General features: G+C 61.2%; 14 protein-coding genes and 1 tRNA gene. 10 read left to right on the top strand and 5 right to left on the bottom strand.

The window, feature by feature from the left end:
- Positions 1-9 precede the first annotated feature (9 nt).
- Both B5E66_RS04095 and B5E66_RS04090 read left to right on the top strand, forming a co-directional pair.
- A complete protein-coding gene (locus tag B5E66_RS04095) occupies positions 10-1416 on the top strand; it encodes a PTS transporter subunit EIIC (protein WP_162609597.1) in 1407 nt (468 codons plus the stop codon).
- A complete protein-coding gene (locus B5E66_RS04090) occupies positions 1373-3211 on the top strand; it encodes a carboxylesterase family protein (protein ID WP_087229008.1) in 1839 nt (612 codons plus the stop codon). The genes B5E66_RS04095 and B5E66_RS04090 overlap by 44 nt, the downstream gene beginning before the upstream one ends.
- A 140-nt stretch (positions 3212-3351) precedes the next feature.
- Here the strand turns inward: B5E66_RS04090 and B5E66_RS13150 are convergent, their stop codons facing one another.
- The 5 genes from B5E66_RS13150 to B5E66_RS04065 all read right to left on the bottom strand — a co-directional run bounded on the left by B5E66_RS13150 (position 3352) and on the right by B5E66_RS04065 (position 8464).
- Positions 3352-3759, bottom strand: coding sequence for a hypothetical protein (locus tag B5E66_RS13150; RefSeq protein WP_087229005.1), 408 nt, complete (start codon positions 3757-3759; stop codon positions 3352-3354).
- Between the two features lie 185 nt (positions 3760-3944).
- On the bottom strand, positions 3945-4685 hold the full coding sequence (locus tag B5E66_RS04080) for an ABC transporter permease subunit (RefSeq protein WP_087229002.1): 741 nt from the start codon (positions 4683-4685) through the stop codon (positions 3945-3947).
- Entirely contained in the window at positions 4672-5496 is an 825-nt protein-coding gene (locus tag B5E66_RS04075) for a carbohydrate ABC transporter permease (protein WP_087228999.1), read from the bottom strand. Before B5E66_RS04075 ends, B5E66_RS04080 begins: the two co-directional genes overlap by 14 nt.
- Positions 5497-5505: 9 nt before the next feature.
- Positions 5506-6963: an ABC transporter substrate-binding protein gene (locus B5E66_RS04070; protein WP_158098317.1), complete on the bottom strand. Its 1458-nt coding sequence runs from the start codon at positions 6961-6963 to the stop codon at positions 5506-5508.
- A gap of 133 nt (positions 6964-7096) precedes the next feature.
- On the bottom strand, positions 7097-8464 hold the full coding sequence (locus B5E66_RS04065) for a prolyl oligopeptidase family serine peptidase (RefSeq protein WP_087228994.1): 1368 nt from the start codon (positions 8462-8464) through the stop codon (positions 7097-7099).
- 208 nt (positions 8465-8672) lie between these two features.
- On the opposite strand from B5E66_RS04065, the gene coaBC reads away from it, so the two are divergent.
- The 8 genes from coaBC to B5E66_RS04025 all read left to right on the top strand — a co-directional run bounded on the left by coaBC (position 8673) and on the right by B5E66_RS04025 (position 17873).
- Positions 8673-9866, top strand: a complete 1194-nt coding sequence (gene coaBC, locus B5E66_RS04060; protein WP_087228991.1) for a bifunctional phosphopantothenoylcysteine decarboxylase/phosphopantothenate--cysteine ligase CoaBC — start codon at positions 8673-8675, stop codon at positions 9864-9866.
- A 222-nt stretch (positions 9867-10088) separates the two neighbouring features.
- Complete coding sequence (murC, locus tag B5E66_RS04055; protein ID WP_087228988.1) at positions 10089-11474, top strand: UDP-N-acetylmuramate--L-alanine ligase; 1386 nt, start codon at positions 10089-10091, stop codon at positions 11472-11474.
- Positions 11475-11481: 7 nt separating this feature from the next.
- Positions 11482-12045: a GNAT family N-acetyltransferase gene (locus B5E66_RS04050; protein WP_087228984.1), complete on the top strand. Its 564-nt coding sequence runs from the start codon at positions 11482-11484 to the stop codon at positions 12043-12045.
- A 66-nt stretch (positions 12046-12111) separates the two neighbouring features.
- Positions 12112-12187, top strand: a tRNA-Val gene (locus B5E66_RS04045).
- A gap of 445 nt (positions 12188-12632) precedes the next feature.
- The gene (locus tag B5E66_RS04040) at positions 12633-14507 is read left to right on the top strand and encodes a beta-glucoside-specific PTS transporter subunit IIABC (protein WP_242958078.1); all 1875 of its coding nucleotides are present in this window, start codon (positions 12633-12635) and stop codon (positions 14505-14507) included.
- Complete coding sequence (locus B5E66_RS04035) at positions 14504-15958, top strand: glycoside hydrolase family 1 protein (RefSeq protein ID WP_087228978.1); 1455 nt, start codon at positions 14504-14506, stop codon at positions 15956-15958. Before B5E66_RS04040 ends, B5E66_RS04035 begins: the two co-directional genes overlap by 4 nt.
- A 40-nt stretch (positions 15959-15998) precedes the next feature.
- Complete coding sequence (locus B5E66_RS04030; protein ID WP_087228975.1) at positions 15999-16868, top strand: PRD domain-containing protein; 870 nt, start codon at positions 15999-16001, stop codon at positions 16866-16868.
- A gap of 72 nt (positions 16869-16940) precedes the next feature.
- Positions 16941-17873, top strand: coding sequence for an AEC family transporter (locus B5E66_RS04025; protein WP_087228972.1), 933 nt, complete (start codon positions 16941-16943; stop codon positions 17871-17873).
- Positions 17874-18614: the final 741 nt, after the last annotated feature.

Raw genomic sequence — 18614 nt, 5'->3', positions numbered from 1 at the left:
AGGAACACTATGGACTACAAACAGCTGGCCGCAGTCATCCTGCAAAAGGTGGGCGGCAAAGAGAACGTGGACAAGGTGCTGCACTGCGCCACCCGTCTGCGCTTCACCCTGAAAGATGTCAGCAAGGCTGACACCGAAGCCCTGAAAAAGACCAAAGGGGTCATGTCCGTCATCCATGCAGGCGGACAGTACCAAGTAGTCATAGGCCCGGACGTGCCGCAGGTCTATCAGGAAGTGGTGGTTCTGGGCGGTTTTGAGGCTGCCAAGCCGGTGGATGAGAAGCCTGACAGCAAAAACAAGAAGAACCAAAGCAAGCTGAGCAGCGTACTGGAGTACATTGCCAGCATGTTCCAGCCCATCATCCCGGCCATCACCGGCGCCGGCCTGCTCAAGGCCCTGATGGCGCTGGGCACTGTGACCGGTCTGTTGGACAGCAGCTCCCAGACCTATGTCATCCTGAACGCCATTGCAGACGCCGCGTTCTATTTCCTGCCCATCCTGCTGGGCAGCTCTGCGGCCAAGACCTTCAAATGCAACCAGTATGTGGCCATGGCCCTGGGCGGTGTGCTGGTCTACCCGGGATTTGTGGATCTGATCAACGCGGCCAAGGACGCGGGCGGCTCGGTCAGCCTGTTTGGCCTGCCGGTCACCCTGGCGTCTTACAGCTCCTCGGTGGTGCCCATCCTGCTGGGTGTGTGGTTCATGTCTGTCGTTGAACACGCCGTACAGAAGATCTCCCCCAATGCGGTCAAGTTCTTCACCGTACCCCTGGCCAGCCTGCTGGCCGCAGGCATTGTCACCATCCTGGCCCTGGGCCCCATCGGCACCTGGATCGGCAATGTCATCGCTGCCTTCTTCAAGTGGCTGGAGGTCAACGCAGGCTGGGCTGTGCCCACCCTGGTCGGCACCCTCAACCCGCTGCTGGTCATGACCGGTACCCACTATGGCCTGATCCCCATTGGCGTCAACAACCTGGCGACTGCCGGCTTTGACACCGTGGTCGGCCCTGGTATGCTGGCTTCCAACGTGGCCCAGGGCGCTGCCGGTCTGGCGGTTGGCCTGCGCACCCGCAACAAGGATACCCGGCAGCTGGCCATGTCCGCCGGTCTGACCGGCGTGCTGGGCATCACCGAACCGGTGCTGTACGGCATCAACCTCAAGTTCATCTATCCGCTGATCTCTGCCATGATCGGCGGCGGTGTGGGCGGTCTGTACCTGGGCCTGACCGGTGTCGGCCGCTACGCTTCCGGCTCTCCCGGCCTGCTGGTCCTGCCCGCTTACATCGGCGGTGACAGCATGGCCAACCTGATCAACGCCTGCATCGGCACTGTGATCGCCATGGTGGTCTCCTTTGTCGTCAGCTTTGTGCTGTATGGCGTGTGGAAAAAACAGGGCAAGCTGGAGGAAGGCGAATAAGCGGACCGCTGCCCCAAAAAGAATAAGCAACGCCGCAGTCTCCGGGCTGCGGCGTTCAAAAAACGATGATGTACAAATGAGAAGAAGGGAAGGATCCACCATGAAAAAACTGTCACGCCGTAATTTTCTTCAGGCTTCAGCTGCAGCAGGCGTTGCTGCACTGGTTGGAAGCACTGGGATGATAGCCTCGGCTGCGCAGGCGTCGGCTAATGCAGAAGAAAACTGCATAGACCTGAAACTGGGCGGCACAGATCCCATCCGGATGGCATCTGTCAATGTAACGGCCGGTCGGGTGATCGGCTATGAGGACCAGGGAATGTATACTTTCCGCGGGATCCAGTATGCGGAGGCAAAGCGCTTCCAGAGCCCGCAGCCGATCAAGGCTTATCCCAACGGCTGGCAGAACGCCATGGTCTATGGTCCTGTATCTCCGCAGGACCGGTGCCTGAATGGTACAGGCACCATCAATGGCACGGAGTTCCGCACGCCGTCCGGCGCGGCTGACATGGTGGCCAACGAGACCTGCCAGTATCTGAACGTATGGACCAAAAGCCTGACTGGTGCAAAGCCCGTCCTGGTGTTCTTCCACGGCGGCGGCCTGAGCAACGGTGCTTCCAGCGAGCTGGCATGCTATACCGGTCAGTACTTTGCGGAGCGTGAAGATGCAGTGTTCGTTTCTGTCAACCACCGGCTGAATGTTCTGGGATTTTTGGATATGTCCGAATATGGCGACGAATACAAGAACAGTGCGATCGCTGGTATTGAGGACTGTGTGGTGGCTCTGCAGTGGGTGCATGACAACATTGCAAACTTTGGCGGCGACCCCGGCAACGTGACCATCCTGGGTCAGTCCGGCGGCGGTACAAAAGTTACCACTCTGGCATGTATGTCCAACACGGTGGGGCTGTTCAACAAGGTCTTCGTCATGAGCGGCGCGATGTCTACATACAGCGACACCAAAGAATCCGGCCTGGCCAACACCCGGAAACTGGTGGACTATCTGGGTCTGAAAAAGGAAGAAGTGGCCGAAAGGCTGACTGGCATGACGTACGAGGAGCTGTACTATGCATCTACCGAGGCGGGCTGCAACTGGGCTGCCTGCTACGGCAACGGCACTTTTGAGAGCCCCATGGTGGACGAGAACGGTACAGTCAACCCCTATGCTGCCCAGCGCAAATGGATCTTTGGCACGGCTTTCTCGGAGTTCAACGCCAATACGAAGCCCCTGATCAATGAGCAGGACGAATCTGCCGACTTGTCCAGGATCACCGATGACGATGCAGCCAACCGTCTGCGTGCCAAATACGGCGACAAGACAGACGCGTTCATTGCCGCCTTCCGTGCAGCTTATCCCGACCGCAGCCTGGGCCACGCCCTGTGGCTGAACGACATGGGCGGCTTCTCCGGCCTGTCCCGCTGGGGCCTCATTGAGCCCAACGGCGTTCTGGCTGCGCTGAATGCAAACGGTGTGGAAGTGTACAATTACATCGATGTATATGTGATGCCCTTCTTTGGAGGGCAGACCATGTGCCATACCGCGGATATCCCATTCTGGTTCAACTCTCTGGATACCGTGATGTACATGATGCGCGGCGACGAGAAGGGCGCCCGGAAGATGGCTGACTCTGTCTCGGATGCGCTGGCTGCCTTTATGGCAAATGGCGATCCTTCGACCTGGCGTTTGAAGTGGAAACCCTATACCTCTGCCGAGCACAACACCATGGTGTTTGATGTCAAGTCGGAATGCAAGGTGGACTTTGACCGTGCGCTGTATGAGTTGATGATGAGCAAGTAAAGCTTACCTCGCCTTGTGCTGGGGGATGATCCCCAAAAGAAAAGACCAGAGCTGTCAGGCCTTTTGGCCGGGCGGGCTCTGGTCTTTTGGTTTGTCTGCAAAGGCGGCCTTTCAGCGGAAGGCCGGGGAAGCGCCGTGCCTTACAGGGCGTCCAGATCGTCGGAGGAGTCGTAGGTCTCGGTGCGGTAGCCGCTTTTGGATGCGGCGTCGGACAGCATCCGCATCAGCTGGCGGAACTGCTCGGCGTAGGGGCCGTCGTAGTCCTCGTCGGCCTCGCAGTTCACCGGCCCCCGGGCCCGGATGGCGGCCAGCTGGCCGTTGTCCTCCCGCTCATAGTCCACGATCCAGCCATAGACCGACTCGTCGGTCACCGAAAAAGAGTACACCTGCGGCATGAAGGGGGTCCAGCAGGCGGTGCAGTAGAGGGTGCGCCCGTCCTCCTGTCCCACCAGCTCGGCCACAAAGGTGTCGATCTGGCAGGGATTCAGCTCCACATCCTCGTGGTCGCCCATGTCGGTGTCGCAGCGGCGGTTCAGTTCGATCCACATAGTTTGATTGCTCCTTGTGCTTGCAGGGCGGCAGAGGCCGGCCCGGAAATTCAGCGGCGGCCTGGGGCCGCATACGCTGTTATTGTATCACAGGCCGCAGGGGGATGCAACGTGCCCGGCACAGCCGGTGCGTAATGGATACTATGTATTATACAAAACGTATATTTTGCGCAGACCCGGCGGGCTTATGCACGGGGCGGACGGCTGCTGCGGGCGACCAATCCAAACAGGATGACCAGGGGCAGGGCAAACAGCACCCCGGCAAAGAGTTTTTGGGCCGGGCTGGCCCCGGGCAGCCGGGAGAAAAGGATGGACAGCGGATCGTTTGCCCGCTGCTGCAGGAAGATCATGGGCTGCTCCAGCAGATTCCAGCTTTCCGCCATGGACAGCAGCGCCGCGGCTGCCAGATAGGGAGCCATCAGCGGCAGGTAGATCCGGCGGCAGAAGGAGAGGCCCGCCGCGCCGTCACAGGCGGCCGCATCGAAAAGTTCCCGGTCGATGCGGCTGGTGCCGAACCAGAACAGCAGCACCATCCAAGGCTGAAAGGCGGTCATGAGCAACAGGCCGGCCAGGGTATCCAGCAGGCCAAACGTTTGCAGCAGCAGATACTGGGGCAGCATAAGGGCCTGTTGGGGCAGCAGCATGAGCAGCAGGCAGAGCGCCAGGCATACCTGCCGGACCCGTCCGGGCGCCAGCCTGGCGAGAAAGCAGCCGGCGGGCAGGGCCACGCCCGTCTGGACCAGAACGCCGCCCAGCGCCAGCAGCAGCGTATTGCGGTAGGCGCGCAGATAGTCCGGCGCGGAAACCGCCTGCCAGAGCGTTTCCGGCGGCTGTCCCGCCAGCGGCAGGACCAACAGGACGCAGGGCGCCAGGAAGCAGACGGCCAGCGCCGCCAGGCCCAGCTGCCAAAATCTATTTGTCCGCATGGCCTGTCCTCCCATGATACCGTTTCCAGATCCCCAGAATGGCCAGCCCGGCAGCCAGCACCGCCGCCACCACCAGGATGGAGGCGGCTTCCAGCCGGGCGTAGTTCATGTTGGCAAAGTTGTTCTGCAAAAAATGCTGCAAGCTGTACAGTTCCTCGTGGGGGTGCTCCCCGCCGATGAGATAGGCCTCCCGGAAACAGCGGTAGCCGTTGAAAACCACCAGAATGGCACTCAGAACCAGCCCCCTCCCGATGAGGGGCAGCCGCACCCGCAGCAGGCATTGCCAGAACCCCGCTCCGTCCAATTGGGCGGCGTCGGTGACCTCCGCCGGGATGCTCTCGAAAAAGGCGGCGCAGATCAGGACCGTATAGCCCAATGTTTTCCACAGGACGATGGCCAGCCAGACCAAAGCCGACGCTGCGTCAAAGGTCCAGGTGTCTTCCCAACCCAGCAGGCTGACTCCCTCGGCGGCCGCCATCACCACACAGGCCGCCGGCAGGATACCCGGGAAAAAGAAGGCCAGCCGCAGACGGGGGCCTGCCGCTTCCACGCAGAGCACCGCCAGCAGAACGCCCAGCACCAAATTCAGGGGAATGGCGATGCACCACAGCCGCAGCAGGTTTTTGGCCGCCAAGCCAAAGGCGTAATTTCCGAACAGATCGGCGTAATTTTCCAGACCCACAAAATCTGTGCTCATCCCGGCGAAAAGGCTCTTGTACAAAGCGATGGCCAGCGGGAGCAGATACCCCACCCCCAGGGCGATCAGGGCGGGCAGCGCCAGCAGCCAGCCCCGCATCTTGTTTCTGTTCATGGCCGCCTCCTATTCGTCCAGATAGAGGCGCATCTTGGAGGAGAGGGTCTCAACGAGTTCGTCCAGGGTGATCTCGTCGTTCCAGTACTGCATATGGAGGTAACTTGCCACATTCTCCCCGTTTTCGGTCTTTCCCAAGTCCACGCCGCGATACCAGATGGTCTGGTAGTGTGCGGCTGTTATCTGATCGCAGATGGCTTCGAACTGCCGGATCCGGGCCGCATCGAGCGGGACGCCGTTTCGCTCTTTTCGTCCCGCAATGTACGTCTCGGTCACTCGTTCGCGCGAGGCATCGTAGACGGAGAACCGATATTGTGCATCGAAGCAAGCCTGCATACATCCTTTTCGGATGGGGAACAGGTCAGAGTCCGCATAGGCGGCCGCAGACTGGCATTCTTCACTGACTAGATAAAGCAGCAGATCTGCGACTTCCTCAGGATGTTTTGTGTTTCGATTGCCCATGGCATACGAACCGATCTCTGCCGTAACGGTTCCCTCCTCGTTGGGGACCGGCATGACCGATGTTTCGATTCCCAGCGCCTGGCACTGCCGCAGCAGATTCATACTGAAGTCGCTTTTCCTCAAGACCGCAAACGGCGCGCCCCGGGCAAATCCATCCTGAACCTGCGCAGGATCGGAAGGATCGAATAATCCATGGGCGAGACCGTAGGCAATGTCCCCGGTCCGAAAAACTTTCTCCAGTTCCAGCGCGCGACGGGCGGCAGCCGTATCCAGCCTCACCTCGTGCGCCTCATGATCCAGCACCGGCTGTGCCAGTGCCCCCAATGCGTCAAAGCTGGCGATCACCAGAATGGACTGCTCCTGGTGGATGCGCAGCAGCTCCGTCAGCAGGGTGTCCATGGTGTGCATGGCGCGCTGCAAGTCAAAACTGCTGGCATTCAGCACATCGGCTGCGCTGACCATCAGTGGCACCGAAAAGCCGAGGGGCAGAATGTACTGCCGTCCCTCCCACTGACCCGCGTCCAGCACGGCGGTGTAAAAATCCTCCTCCCGGGAAAGGCCCTCTTTCTCCATAGCCTCGGTCAGGTCCAGGAACGTCCCGTTGCCCATGGCTTTCTCAATGTCGGGGAACAGGTTGATTTCCGTCCAGCGGTGGCCCTCCATAATAAAAAGATCCGGTCCGCCGCCCGAAAGGATTTCGGCGTTGAGCTGGTTGATGATGGCCTCCCGTTCGGCCAGGTCGTTGCTTGCCGGCGTCACAAAGGTAAGCTCAATGTTCGGGTGCGCTTGCTGATAATCCATCAGCTTTTCATAGATGGGGTAATGGGTCGTTGGGTCGGCATACTGCTTCGGCAGATAGACCGACAGGGCGACAGGCTCGTCCGGGCGGGCGGAAGCGCTGGAGGCTCCGGCCGGCTGCCCGCCGGCAGAGGGGGCCTGGCAGCCGGCCAGGCACAGACAAACCGCGGCCGTCAGAGCCAGCCGCCGCAGCCGTTTTGCAAACATGGTGATTCCCTCCTTTTGGAAGATGGTTTTGGGGCTTTGCCGCATCGGCCTGTACCATATGGCCGGGTGCAGGAAAAACAAAACCCTGCCGGCCTGCAGGCGGACGCCTGGCAGACGGGCAGGGGACAAAGGATCAGATGGTGCGGTGCTGGCGGGACATCCAGGTCCACAGATCGGCGCCGGTGGCGTCGTCCTTGCACAGGCCCTGGAAAAAGTAGATCCAGCTGCAATGCCCGTTGTACTGGTAGGGTTCGCCGTCCGGGCCGGTCAGCCGGCCGGTGGCGTCGGTGACGCTGGGCCACACGGTGGAATACAGGTCGGCATCCATGGCGGCCAGCCGGGCCATGGTGGGAGCCGCATACAGCTGAGGGGGGACGGTGGTATCGTTCCGGGCATAGACGAACCAGATGGGCAGGCGGGTGTCAGCGATGGCGTGCAGCTCCTCGTCGGTGATGCCTGCGTCCAGATAGGCTTCACAGATGGGATAGGCCGCGGCAAAATAGCCGGGATGGTGCATGACCAGGTCCATGGTCATGTAGCCCCCGTTGGAGCAGCCCCCCAGGATGATCCGGTCGGGGTCGATGCCGGGATTTTGGGCTACATAGTTCTGGATCAGCGCCATCAGGTCCTCCCGGTAGACGGAGGAGACGCCGGGGTTGTCGCTCCAGTCGCCGTTTTCGTTGTAGCACATCCAGAAGGTGGGGGTCTGGGGGGCCAGGATGTAAGCGCCGCCCATCACCGACTGGAAGGCGTCCGAAAAGAGGGAGGACACCTGGTTGCCCAGCAGGACCACGGCAGGGTCCTCGCCGCCCTCGCCTGCGCCGTGCAGCCACACCACCAGGGGATGCTTTTCCCCGGCGGGGTGCTGGGGCTGGTAGGAGGCGTAGCAGAATGTATGCCCTTCCGGGCCGGTGAACACCCCGTTCAAGTCCACGTTTTTGAGGCAGGGGGCCGCCAGGGAGACGTTGGGGTCGATGGCCAGGCCGTTCATGGGGCCTCCGGCCAGGGTCTTGAGGGGGGCGTTGAGGAAGATCTTGAGCTGGTAGGGGTCGCAGCGGGTGGACTGCCCGGTGAGGGGATCGTAGCACAGGGGGCAGCCGACATCGGGCTGGATGCGGAAGGTCAGCAGGATGTACCGGGAGGACAGCTTGGTCACCCGGCCATCGGGGGTGACGGTGACCGCCTCCACCACGGTGCGGGGCGCGCTTGCCAGCATATGCCGGGAAGTGTCGGGGTCAAAGACCTCCTTGCTCTCGATCACCGTGAACTTGTCCGCCGACACCGAGCTGCTCTTGACCGCCTGGGGCAGGCACAAGATGGTGCCCCGCACCGCCGGCCCCCAGGGGCAGCCTTCAATGATGGCGATCTGGGTGCCGGGTTCGCCGATCTCGTCTACTAGGCTCAACATGGGTATATCCTCCTGCTGGCAGGCCGAGAGCACGGTGGCCAGGGCGGAGATACCGGCCCCTTTGAGGAACGATCGTCTGGAAATCCTGCCCATGGCACTGCTCCTTTCCCGCCTGACGGCGTTCTGTCCGAAATGGGCGGACCGCTTGCCGGGCGGCCCGTCTTCTTTCTATAAACATACCATATCCCGGGGCAAAATGTCAAACCGGGACGGGGCCCTGGGCGGGCGCAGGCTCCATGCTTGTCATCCCGGCCGGATTGGTTTATACTGTAAGGGAAGAAAAAACGGGGAGGTCTTCTGTATGGAACTGAAAGGCAAATGCGTGCTGCTGGGGATCACCGGCGGCATCGCCGCATATAAGATGGCGGGGGTGGCCAGCGCCCTCAAAAAACAGGGGGCGGATGTGGAGGTCATCATGACCCGCAACGCCACCCAGTTCATCACCCCCATCACCTTCGAGACTCTGACCGGGCACAAGTGCATGGTGGACACCTTTGACCGGGATTTCAAGTTCGAGGTCACCCACATCGAGCTGGCCAAAAAGGCGGACGTCATCCTGGTGGCCCCCGCCACAGCCAACGTCATCGCCAAGATGGCCCACGGCATCGCCGACGATATGCTCACCACCACCGTGCTGGCTGCCGGCTGTCCCAAACTGGTGGCCCCGGCCATGAACACCGGTATGCTGGAAAACCCCATCACCCAGGACAACATCCGCACCCTGGAACGGTACGGCTTTACCGTCATCCCTTCCGAGAGCGGCCTGCTGGCCTGCCATGACGTGGGCAAGGGGCGGCTGCCTGCCGACGAGGTGCTGCTGGACTACATCCACAGGGCCCTGGCCCCCAAGGACCTGGCGGGCCTGCGGGTCACCGTCACGGCGGGGCCCACCCAGGAGGCCATCGACCCGGTGCGCTGCCTGACCAACCATTCCACCGGCAAGATGGGCTATGCGGTGGCCCGGGCCGCCGCGCTGCGGGGCGCGCAGGTCACCCTGATCCATGGGCCCACCGCCCTGGCCCCGGTGCGCTTTGCCGAGGATGTGCCGGTGGTGTCGGCCCAGGAAATGTACCAGGCGGTGACCGGCCGCTTTGCGGATACCGACATCCTGGTGATGGCGGCGGCGGTGGCGGATTACCGCCCGGCCTCGGTGGCCTCCGACAAGGTCAAGAAAGGGGAAGGGGAGATGAGCATCCCTCTGGTGCGCACCGCCGACATCCTGGGCACCATCGGGCCGCAGAAGACCCACCAGTTCCTCTGCGGCTTCTCGATGGAAACCAGGGACATGGTGGCCCACTCGGCGGAAAAGCTGCGCAAAAAGAACCTGGACATGATCGTGGCCAACAACCTCAAGGACCCCGGGGCGGGGTTCGGCGTGGACACCAACCTGGTCACCTTCCTTACGCCGGACGGCGGGGTGCGGCAGCTGCCGCTGATGAGCAAGGAGGCGGTGGCCGGGGCCATCCTGGACGAGATCCTGGCCCGCCGCGGCTGAGACGGGGCCGGACGCTTTTGTAGTATCCTACAAAAAATGCAAGCGATTTCCGGCTTTTTCTCGAAAATGGGGCCGACCTGTTTATTTTGGACTGCAAAAAATATATAATGATGAGTGATAACAATGTGTCACTGCGCCCTGCGCCCGGTTTTGTCCGGGCGCAGAAGCGCCTTTCGGCCGGTCGGGCTGTATCAAGAGGCATTGATAGGGAGGTAAAGCCTAATGACCATGTTCAGTAACTATGACCAGCGCCTGCTGGATCATGTCCACAAGATCCATTTCATCGGCTGCGGCGGCAGCGGGATGTTCCCGCTCATCCAGATCCTGGCCGCACGGGGCTATACGATCACCGGCAGCGACGTGCTGGACGGCAGCATCATCCGGGCCGAGCGGGAAATGGGCATCCAGGTGACTTTGGGACACAACGCTGACAACGTGATCGGTGCGGACATGGTCGTCTACTCCGCCGCCATCCCCAAGGACAATGTGGAGCGCGCCGCCGCGGACAGCTACGGCATCCCGGCCATCGAGCGCAGCGTCCTGCTGGGGTACATCAGCCGTCTGTACAAGAACAGCATCTGTGTGTCGGGCACCCACGGCAAGACCACCACCACCGCCATGATCACCGCCGCCCTGGAGCTGGCCGGCCGTGACCCCAGCGCGGTCATCGGCGGCAAGCTGCCGCTGATCGGCGGCTATGGCAAGGCAGGCAAAGGGGACGACATCGTGGTGGAAGCCTGCGAGTATGCCGAGACGTTCCTCAAGCTGACCCCCTATTTCTCGGTGGTGCTGAACATCGACAACGATCATCTGGACTACTACGGCAGCATGGGCGAGCTGAAGTTTGCCTTCAAACGCTTCTCGCTGATGACCCAGTTCATGATCTTTGCCAACGCGGACGACAAGAACACCATGGACGTCATGTACACCATCCAGCGCCGGGTGCGCACCTTCGGCATCAAGAACGGCGGCGACTACCAGGCGGTGAACGTTCAGGAGTACCGTCCCGGCTTCTATGAGTTCGACCTGAAAGAGTGGACCAGCAACGGCGTCACCGGCCACATCAGGCTGGCTGTGCCGGGCTACCACAATATTTACAACGCCCTGGCCATGTGCGGCGTCTGCCGCTCGATGGGCCTGACCGTCCAGCAGTGTGCCGACGCGCTGGCGCAGTTCAAGGGCGTCTGCCGCCGCTTTGAGGTGTACGGCGAGTGCAACGGCGCCGTAGTGGTGGACGACTACGCTCACCATCCCACCGAGATGCGCGCCACTCTGGCCACCGCCAAAGAACTGGGCTACAAGCGTCTGATCGCAGTGCACCAGCCCTTTACATACAGCCGCACCAAGATGCTGCTGGATGATTTTGCGCAGGTGCTCCAGATGGCCGATGTGACGGTGCTGACCCCCATCCTGGGCAGCCGCGAGCCCAACGACCCCTCCATCACCAGTGAGAAGCTGGCCGCCAAGATCCCCGGCGCCGTGGTGGTGGACAGCCTGGACGCGGCCGCCGATTGGGTCAAACAGAACGCAGGAGAGGGAGATCTGGTGATCACCCTGGGCTGCGGCGACATCTACAAGGCAGCCCGCAAGATGGTGCAGGAGGGCTGAACGCTCGATGAACGCGCCTGTCGATATCCGGGGCGTGGAACTTCGCACCGCCCGGCTCCTCCTGCGCCCCTGGCGCCCCGATGATCTGGAGGATTTCTATACCTATGCCCGGGTGGATGGGGTGGGCCAGATGGCCGGCTGGCTGCCGCACAAAGACCGGGAGGAGACGCAGAAGATCCTGGATCTGTTCATCAGCCAGCACAAGACCTTTGCCCTGGAATGGCAGGGCCGTGTGGTGGGGTCCCTGGGCATTGAGCCGTACGACGAGGAGAATTATCCCGAGCTGGCCCCATACCAGGGCCGGGAGCTCGGCTATGTTCTGGCCAAGCCCTGCTGGGGCCAGGGCTTGATGCCGGAGGCGGTGAAGGAAGTCATCCGCTACCTGTTTGAGATGAAGAAGCTGGATTTCCTCATCGCAGGGCATTTCGAACGCAACACCCGTTCGGGGCGTGTGATCGAAAAGTGCGGCTTCCGCCCGTACAAGGTCCTGCCCTATCAGACCCAGTATGGCACCGTGGAGACCTCTCTGGAGAGCATCCTCTGGAACCCCAGCCGCCCCGGCACCATTTGAAAAATTGAAAACCCTCTTGCATTTCCGCCCAAAGTGTGGTATTATACTTAGGTCGCAAGACCCTTTGGACGGTTAGCTCAGCTGGTAGAGCATCTGCTTGACGTGCAGGAGGTCACAGGTTCGAGTCCTGTACCGTCCACCAAAATAAAACCCGAGGCCGCAGGCCCCGGGTTTTTGTTTTGCGCAGGCATCGGCGCAGGCATCGCAGAGGCGCACCCAGTCCGCGTCCTGTACTGCTGCGCAAGCGAGGCGTTGCCTGCGGCAGGAGCAGCCGAGCTGGAGCAGGGGCAGCGGTCTGTCTTTTGCGGCGCTTCTGAAATTCAAAAAACGTACAAAATTGGCATCTTAATTTTGTAGGAGTTGAAGATTGAGTTTTCTCCGGGGTTTTGCTATAATGACTCCATAAGTTACCGGTTGGACATGTCACTGGTCATGCAGGCAGGATCTGACGGAACATGCGGGCTTTCCCATCCATTGCATTCTTACAGGTGGGAAGGCTGGATGCAGTGTTCTGTTGGGTCTTTTTCTTTTGTCGTTTTGGCCAAACGACAGGGGAACGCTGTTTTGAACAAGGAGGTTCGTTTTCTGTGAAAAACTATAAGCAGACCGCTGCGGACGTTCTGCGTCTGGTCGGCGGCGACAAAAATGTGACCCATCTGGAGCACTGCTCCACCCGGCTGCGGTTCACCCTGGCCGACCCGGCCAAGGCAGACGTTGCAGCTCTCAAAAAGACGTCCGGCGTCATGGGCGTCATCGCAGGCGGGCCGCAGTGTCAGGTGGTCATCGGCAACGACGTCATCGAGGTGTATGACGAGCTGGTCAAGCTGGGCAGCTTCAACGCTGCGCCGTCCGCCGCTCCGGCTGCTGCCGCCGGCAAAAAGAACATCGGCAATCTGATCCTGGATTACATGGTCGGCATCTTCCAGCCGCTGGTTCCCGCCATTGCCGGCGCCGGCGTGCTGAAAGCCATCCTGACCATCTTCACCAGCTTCGGCATCCTCACATCCACCGATGTGGTCTACCAGGTGTTCTACAATGTGGCCGACGCCGCGCTGTACTATCTGCCGGTGCTGGTGGCCTTTACCACTGCCACCAAGTTTGGCTGCAACAAGCTGGTGGCAGTCGCTCTGGCTGCGGCCATGATCTCCCCCGCCACATCCACCCTGCTCGCCACCGAAGGGGGCGCGCACTTCTTTGGCCTGCCCATCCAGAACATCGGATACACCGGCCAGGTCTTCCCCTCCATCCTGATCGTCATCTTCATGGCCATCCTTGAAAAATGGTGCAACAAATGGTGCCCCAAGGCCATCCGCGTTTTCTTCGTACCCATGTTCTGCTTTGCGGTGGCTTTCCCGGTCGGTCTGCTGCTGCTCGGACCTCTGGGCTATAACATCGGCTCGCTGCTCACCGCCGCCATTCTGGGTCTGTACAACACCCTCGGCTGGCTGGCCGTGGCCCTGGTGGCTGCCATCCTGCCCTACATGGTTTCGCTGGGCATGCACAAGGCTCTGGTTCCTTACGCCGTCTCGTCTCTGGCCGACCCTGGCTTCGATATGCTCTACCTGCCCGCCTCTCTGGCCCACAATATCTCGGAAGGCAGCGCCTGTCTGGCCGTGGCCCTCAAGACCAAAGATGAAAACCTGCGCTCCACGGCCATCTCGGCCGGCATCTCGGGCCTGTTCGGCATCACCGAGCCTGCCCTGTACGGCGTCACCCTCCAGCACAAGAAGGTGATGCTCTCGGTCACCATTTCCAGCTTCATCGGCGGTTTGTTCATCGGCATCATGGGCATCAAGGCTTTCGCGGCCGTCGGCCCCGGCATTGCCAGCATGGCCATGTACATCGATTCCGCAAACAGCATGAACTTCATCTGGGCCTGCGTCGCCTTTGTCATCTCCCTCGTTGCGGCCTTCGTCCTCACCCTGATCCTCTATAAGGACGAGGAGAGCGCTCCCGCTGCTTCCGCCTCCGCCGGCGGCGCTGTTTCCGGTTCCGCGAAGAACGCCGACACCGCCGTTTACAGCCCTCTCGAAGGCAGCGCCATCCCTTTGACCAGCGTCAAGGATGAGGTCTTTTCCCAGAAGATCCTGGGCGACGGTATTGCAGTGGTCCCCGCCAAGGGCGAGCTGTATGCCCCCGCCGACGGCACGATCGAGTCGGTCTTTGACTCCAAGCACGCCATCTCGATGACCACCGACGCCGGCGTGGAGCTGCTGATGCACATCGGCATGGACACCGTCAAGCTCGAGGGCAAGGGCTTTGTTCCCCAGGTCAAAAACGGCGACACCGTCAAGAAGGGGCAGCTGCTGATGAAGTTTGACATCGACGCGATCAAGGCGGCCGGCTTCGACACCACCACCCCCATCATCGTCACCAACGGCGACCGCTTTGCCGTCAAACCGGTGGCCGACGGCGCGGTCGTGCCCGGGGCCGCCCTGTTGAAACTGGAGGCTGCACAATGAGTTTTCCCAAAGGATTTTTCTGGGGCGGCGCCCTGGCTGCCAATCAGGTGGAGGGCGCCTGGAAGGAGGGCGGCAAAGGGCCCAGCGTGGCCGATGTCGCCACCTATAAGCCCAAAACCGATGTCAAGGACTACGCCGCCCACATGGCCGTCAACGACGAGCTGATCGCCGCCGCCATGGCCGACCCCGACGACACCTATTATCCCAAGCGCCGCGGCATCGACTTTTACCACCATTACAAAGAGGACCTGGCCCTGTTTGCCGAGATGGGCTTCACCATGCTGCGGGTGTCCATCGCGTGGACCCGCATCTTCCCCACCGGCGAGGAGACGGAGCCCAACGAAGCCGGCCTGCAGTTCTACAGCGACCTGTTCGCTGAGATGCACCGCCTCGGCATCGAACCGCTGGTCACCCTCAGCCACTATGAGATGCCTCTGGCCCTTGCCGTCAAGTACAACGGCTGGTACGACCGCAGGGTGATCGACTGCTTCACTCGCTTCTGCCATGCCTGCTTTGAGCGGTATAAGAACGACGTCAAGTACTGGCTGACCTTCAACGAGGTGGACAGCATCATCCGCCACCCCTTTACCACGGCCGGCGTCATCCCCAGCCGTTTCCCGGAGGAGAAACTGCTGGAAGTCTGCTACCAGGCTCTGCACCACCAGCTGGTGGCCAGCGCCCTGGTGGTCAAGGACTGCCACGAGATCATCCCCGGCAGCAAGGTGGGCTGTATGCTGACCAAGCTGACCACCTACGCCCGTACCTGCAACCCCGACGACGAGCTGGCTACCCAGGCCAAAAATCTGGAGAACCTTTTCTACGCCGACGTTCACGTCTGGGGCGAGTATCCCCGCCTGATCCTCAAGATGTTCGAGCGCAAGGGGATCTGCCTGCACACCGAGCCGGGGGATGACGCCATCCTCAAGGCGGGCTGCGTGGACTTTGTCTCCTGCAGCTACTACATGACGATGACCGAATCGGTGGACCCCAATGCCGAGCGCACCCCCGGCAACACCGTGCTCGGCGTCAAGAATCCCTACCTGCCCGCCAGCGACTGGGGGTGGCAGATCGACCCCAAGGGCCTGCGTTACAGCCTGATCGAGCTGTACGACCGCTACCGCAAGCCCCTGATGGTGGTGGAGAACGGGATCGGCGCCAAAGACACCGTCGAGCCGGACGGCTCCATCCACGACCCCTACCGCGTCGATTACTTCCGCCAGCACATCAGCGAGATGGGCAAGGCCATCGACGAGGGCGTCGAGATGTGGGGCTACACCAGCTGGGCTCCCATCGACCTGATCTCGGCCTCCACCAACCAGATGAGCAAGCGCTATGGCTTCATCTATGTGGACCAGGACGATATGGGCAACGGCACCCTGGCGCGCAGCCGCAAGGACAGTTTCTACTGGTACAAGAAGGTCATCGCCTCCAACGGCGAGGATCTGGATTGAAGCCGGCACAGGATTCTTACCGGGAAAGGAGGCGGGCGGTATGCGGATCAGCAAGGTGCTGAACAGCAGCGTTGTCCTGGTGCAGGACGACAGCGGTGAGGAGTCCATCCTGCTGGGCAAGGGGATCGGCTATGGCCGCCGCCCCGGCCAGGTCATCGACCGGCAGCCCTCCGACCGGGTGTTCATCCCCCTGTCCAACCCGGACGCCCAGCCCATGATCGAGCTGTTTTCCTCCATCCCTCCGGTTTTCCTCGAATTGACCCAGGACATCGTTGCCGATGCGGAGGCAGTCCTCGGCGTCAAGCTGTCTCCCCACATCTACCTGATGCTCACCGATCACCTTCACTTTGCGGTGGAGCGCCAGCGGCTGGGCATCACGGTGACCAACCGGGTGCTGTGGGAGCTGAAGCACTTTTACAGGCACGAGTATGAGGTGGGGCTGCGGGGACTGCAGCGGGCCTGCCAGCTGCTGAACGTCTCGCTGCCCGAGGAGGAAGCGGGGAACATCGCCTTCCACATCGTCAACGCCCGAATGGACGGAGGCGCGGGAGGTGACGCCATGCAGGCTGCCCGCCTGATCGGGGAGCTGACCAATATCGTCACCTACCGGATGCACACCCATCTCGACACCGAGAGCATCCACTACACCCGCTTCATCAGCCACCTGCAATTTTTTGCGGACCGGTTTTTCTCGGGCAAGCTGATGGACAGCGACGACGACTTTTTGTTCCGCCAGATGCAGCAGGGATACCCCGCTGCCACGGACTGCGCCGAGCGGATCCGCACCTATCTGCTGCGCAAGTACAACATCTTCATCCCCAACGAGGAGACAGCCTACCTCGCTTTGCACATTGCCCGCCTTGCGAAAAGTGCCCGTGACAACACGGAAGGCGAGGATCCTGCCCGTTGAGCCGTCCAACTACCTGCATCAAAGGGAGGCGCTGCCTGGCGCCTCCCTTTTGTGTGATCGGAGGTATCTTTCATGCAGATCTCCCTTTTGCTCGCCCACGAGATCGCCCAGCTGTTCCTGATCCTGCTGGCCGGCTTTGTGCTGGTCCGCGCCGGGCTGCTGCGGGCGGCCGACAGCAAGGTGCTGTCGGTGATCCTGGTCTATCTCGTGATCCCCTGCGTCATCATCGACGCCTTCCAGATCGAGGACACGCCCGCCATCCGCGCGGGGCTGGCCGTATCCTTCGCGGCGGCCGCCGCCATCCACCTGCTGTTCCTGGTGCTGACAGGGCTGCTGCGCCGCTTTTTGGGCCTGGACGCCATCGAGCGGGCCACCGCCATCTACAGCAACGCCGGGGCGCTGGTCATCCCGCTGGTACAGGCGCTGCTGGGGCAGGAGTATGTGATCTATTCCTGTGCCTTTATCATCGTGCAGCTGGTGCTGCTGTGGACCCATGGAAGCATGATCCTGCGCGGGGCAGGCGCACTGAGCTGGAAAGCCATCCTCACCAACGTCAACCTGCTGTCCATCGCGGCGGGCGCGGTGCTGTACGCCGGCCGCATCCCTTTGCCGGCCGTCCTGTCCGGCGCGATGGATGACATGGGCGCTTTGATGGGGCCTTTGGGAATGCTGCTGGCCGGTATGGCCATTGCCGAGTCGCCCCTGCGGCAGCTGGTGTGCACCCCGCGCTATTACCTCACCGCTGCCTTGCGGCTGGTGGTCTACCCGCTGGCAGCGCTGGTCCTGTTGTGGGCGACGGGGATGGCGGCGCTGCTGCCCGACGGCCGCGCCATCCTGATGACGGTGTACCTGGCGGCCATCACCCCGGCGTGCACCACCATCACCTCGATGGTCCAGCTCTATGGCCAGGATGCCGGCAAGTCCAGCGCGCTGTACGTCATGTCCACGCTGCTGTCCATCGTTACCATGCCCCTCATGCTGGCTGTGTTCGATTGGGTGATATGAGAAGGGCGGCTCGGAGTGAATAAAATGAAGTTTTGTGGCGTTTTGATAAAAAATTGAAAGAAAGCTTGCGATCTTTGGCAGCTTGACTATTTACAATGCAGCTTAGGTCAGTTTACAAGGAACTACACGCAGACCGTGAAACGGGCTGCTGACAACAAACGGCGCTATGCTCCCGGCTGGGTGCATAGCACCTGTTTGTTGCGGGGGTTTCCAAAGGGGGCAGCGCCCCATTTGGCACACGACTTTGCGGAGCAAAGTGTAGTGTGTTATACGCTCTGTCGGCGTTGCCCTGAAAATACCGTTGCCGCCGGGGAGGGCAAGGGCATTTGACGCGGCAGGAAAGCAGGGCTTTGTTTGGGGCTGGTAAGCCGGAAACAAAGGGCTGATTTCAGCAGCAGACAGGGCGTATTATGAAAGCCCCCGTCCCTCGTCCTCCGCCCCCGGCCTATGGGACAAAAAGTCCCAAAGCTCTGGACACCGTGACCAGATGTGTGGCCACACTCCGGGAAAAGTAGCAGGACGGCAGGAAACCGTCAAGGCTGAAATGAATGGGCTGACGCCCGGCCTTGACCGTTCCCCGCCGCCCCGCTGGATGGGTGGACAAGGTGGCCAATCCCTAAAAGTGTTTGGCCGCACTCGTTCATTTTGGGGCCTTTCTTCTCCCAAAATTGAAATGGGCGGGAAAGCCCTAAAATGGCTTTCCCGCCTTGATTACCCATTAGCAAAGACGGGCGAGACTGT

The sequence above is a fragment of the Faecalibacterium sp. An121 genome (assembly GCF_002160915.1).
In the GTDB taxonomy this organism is placed as follows: domain Bacteria; phylum Bacillota; class Clostridia; order Oscillospirales; family Ruminococcaceae; genus Faecalibacterium; species Faecalibacterium avium.
Note: the sequence above shows the minus strand (reverse complement) of the source record. Positions and strands in the feature narration are given on the sequence as shown.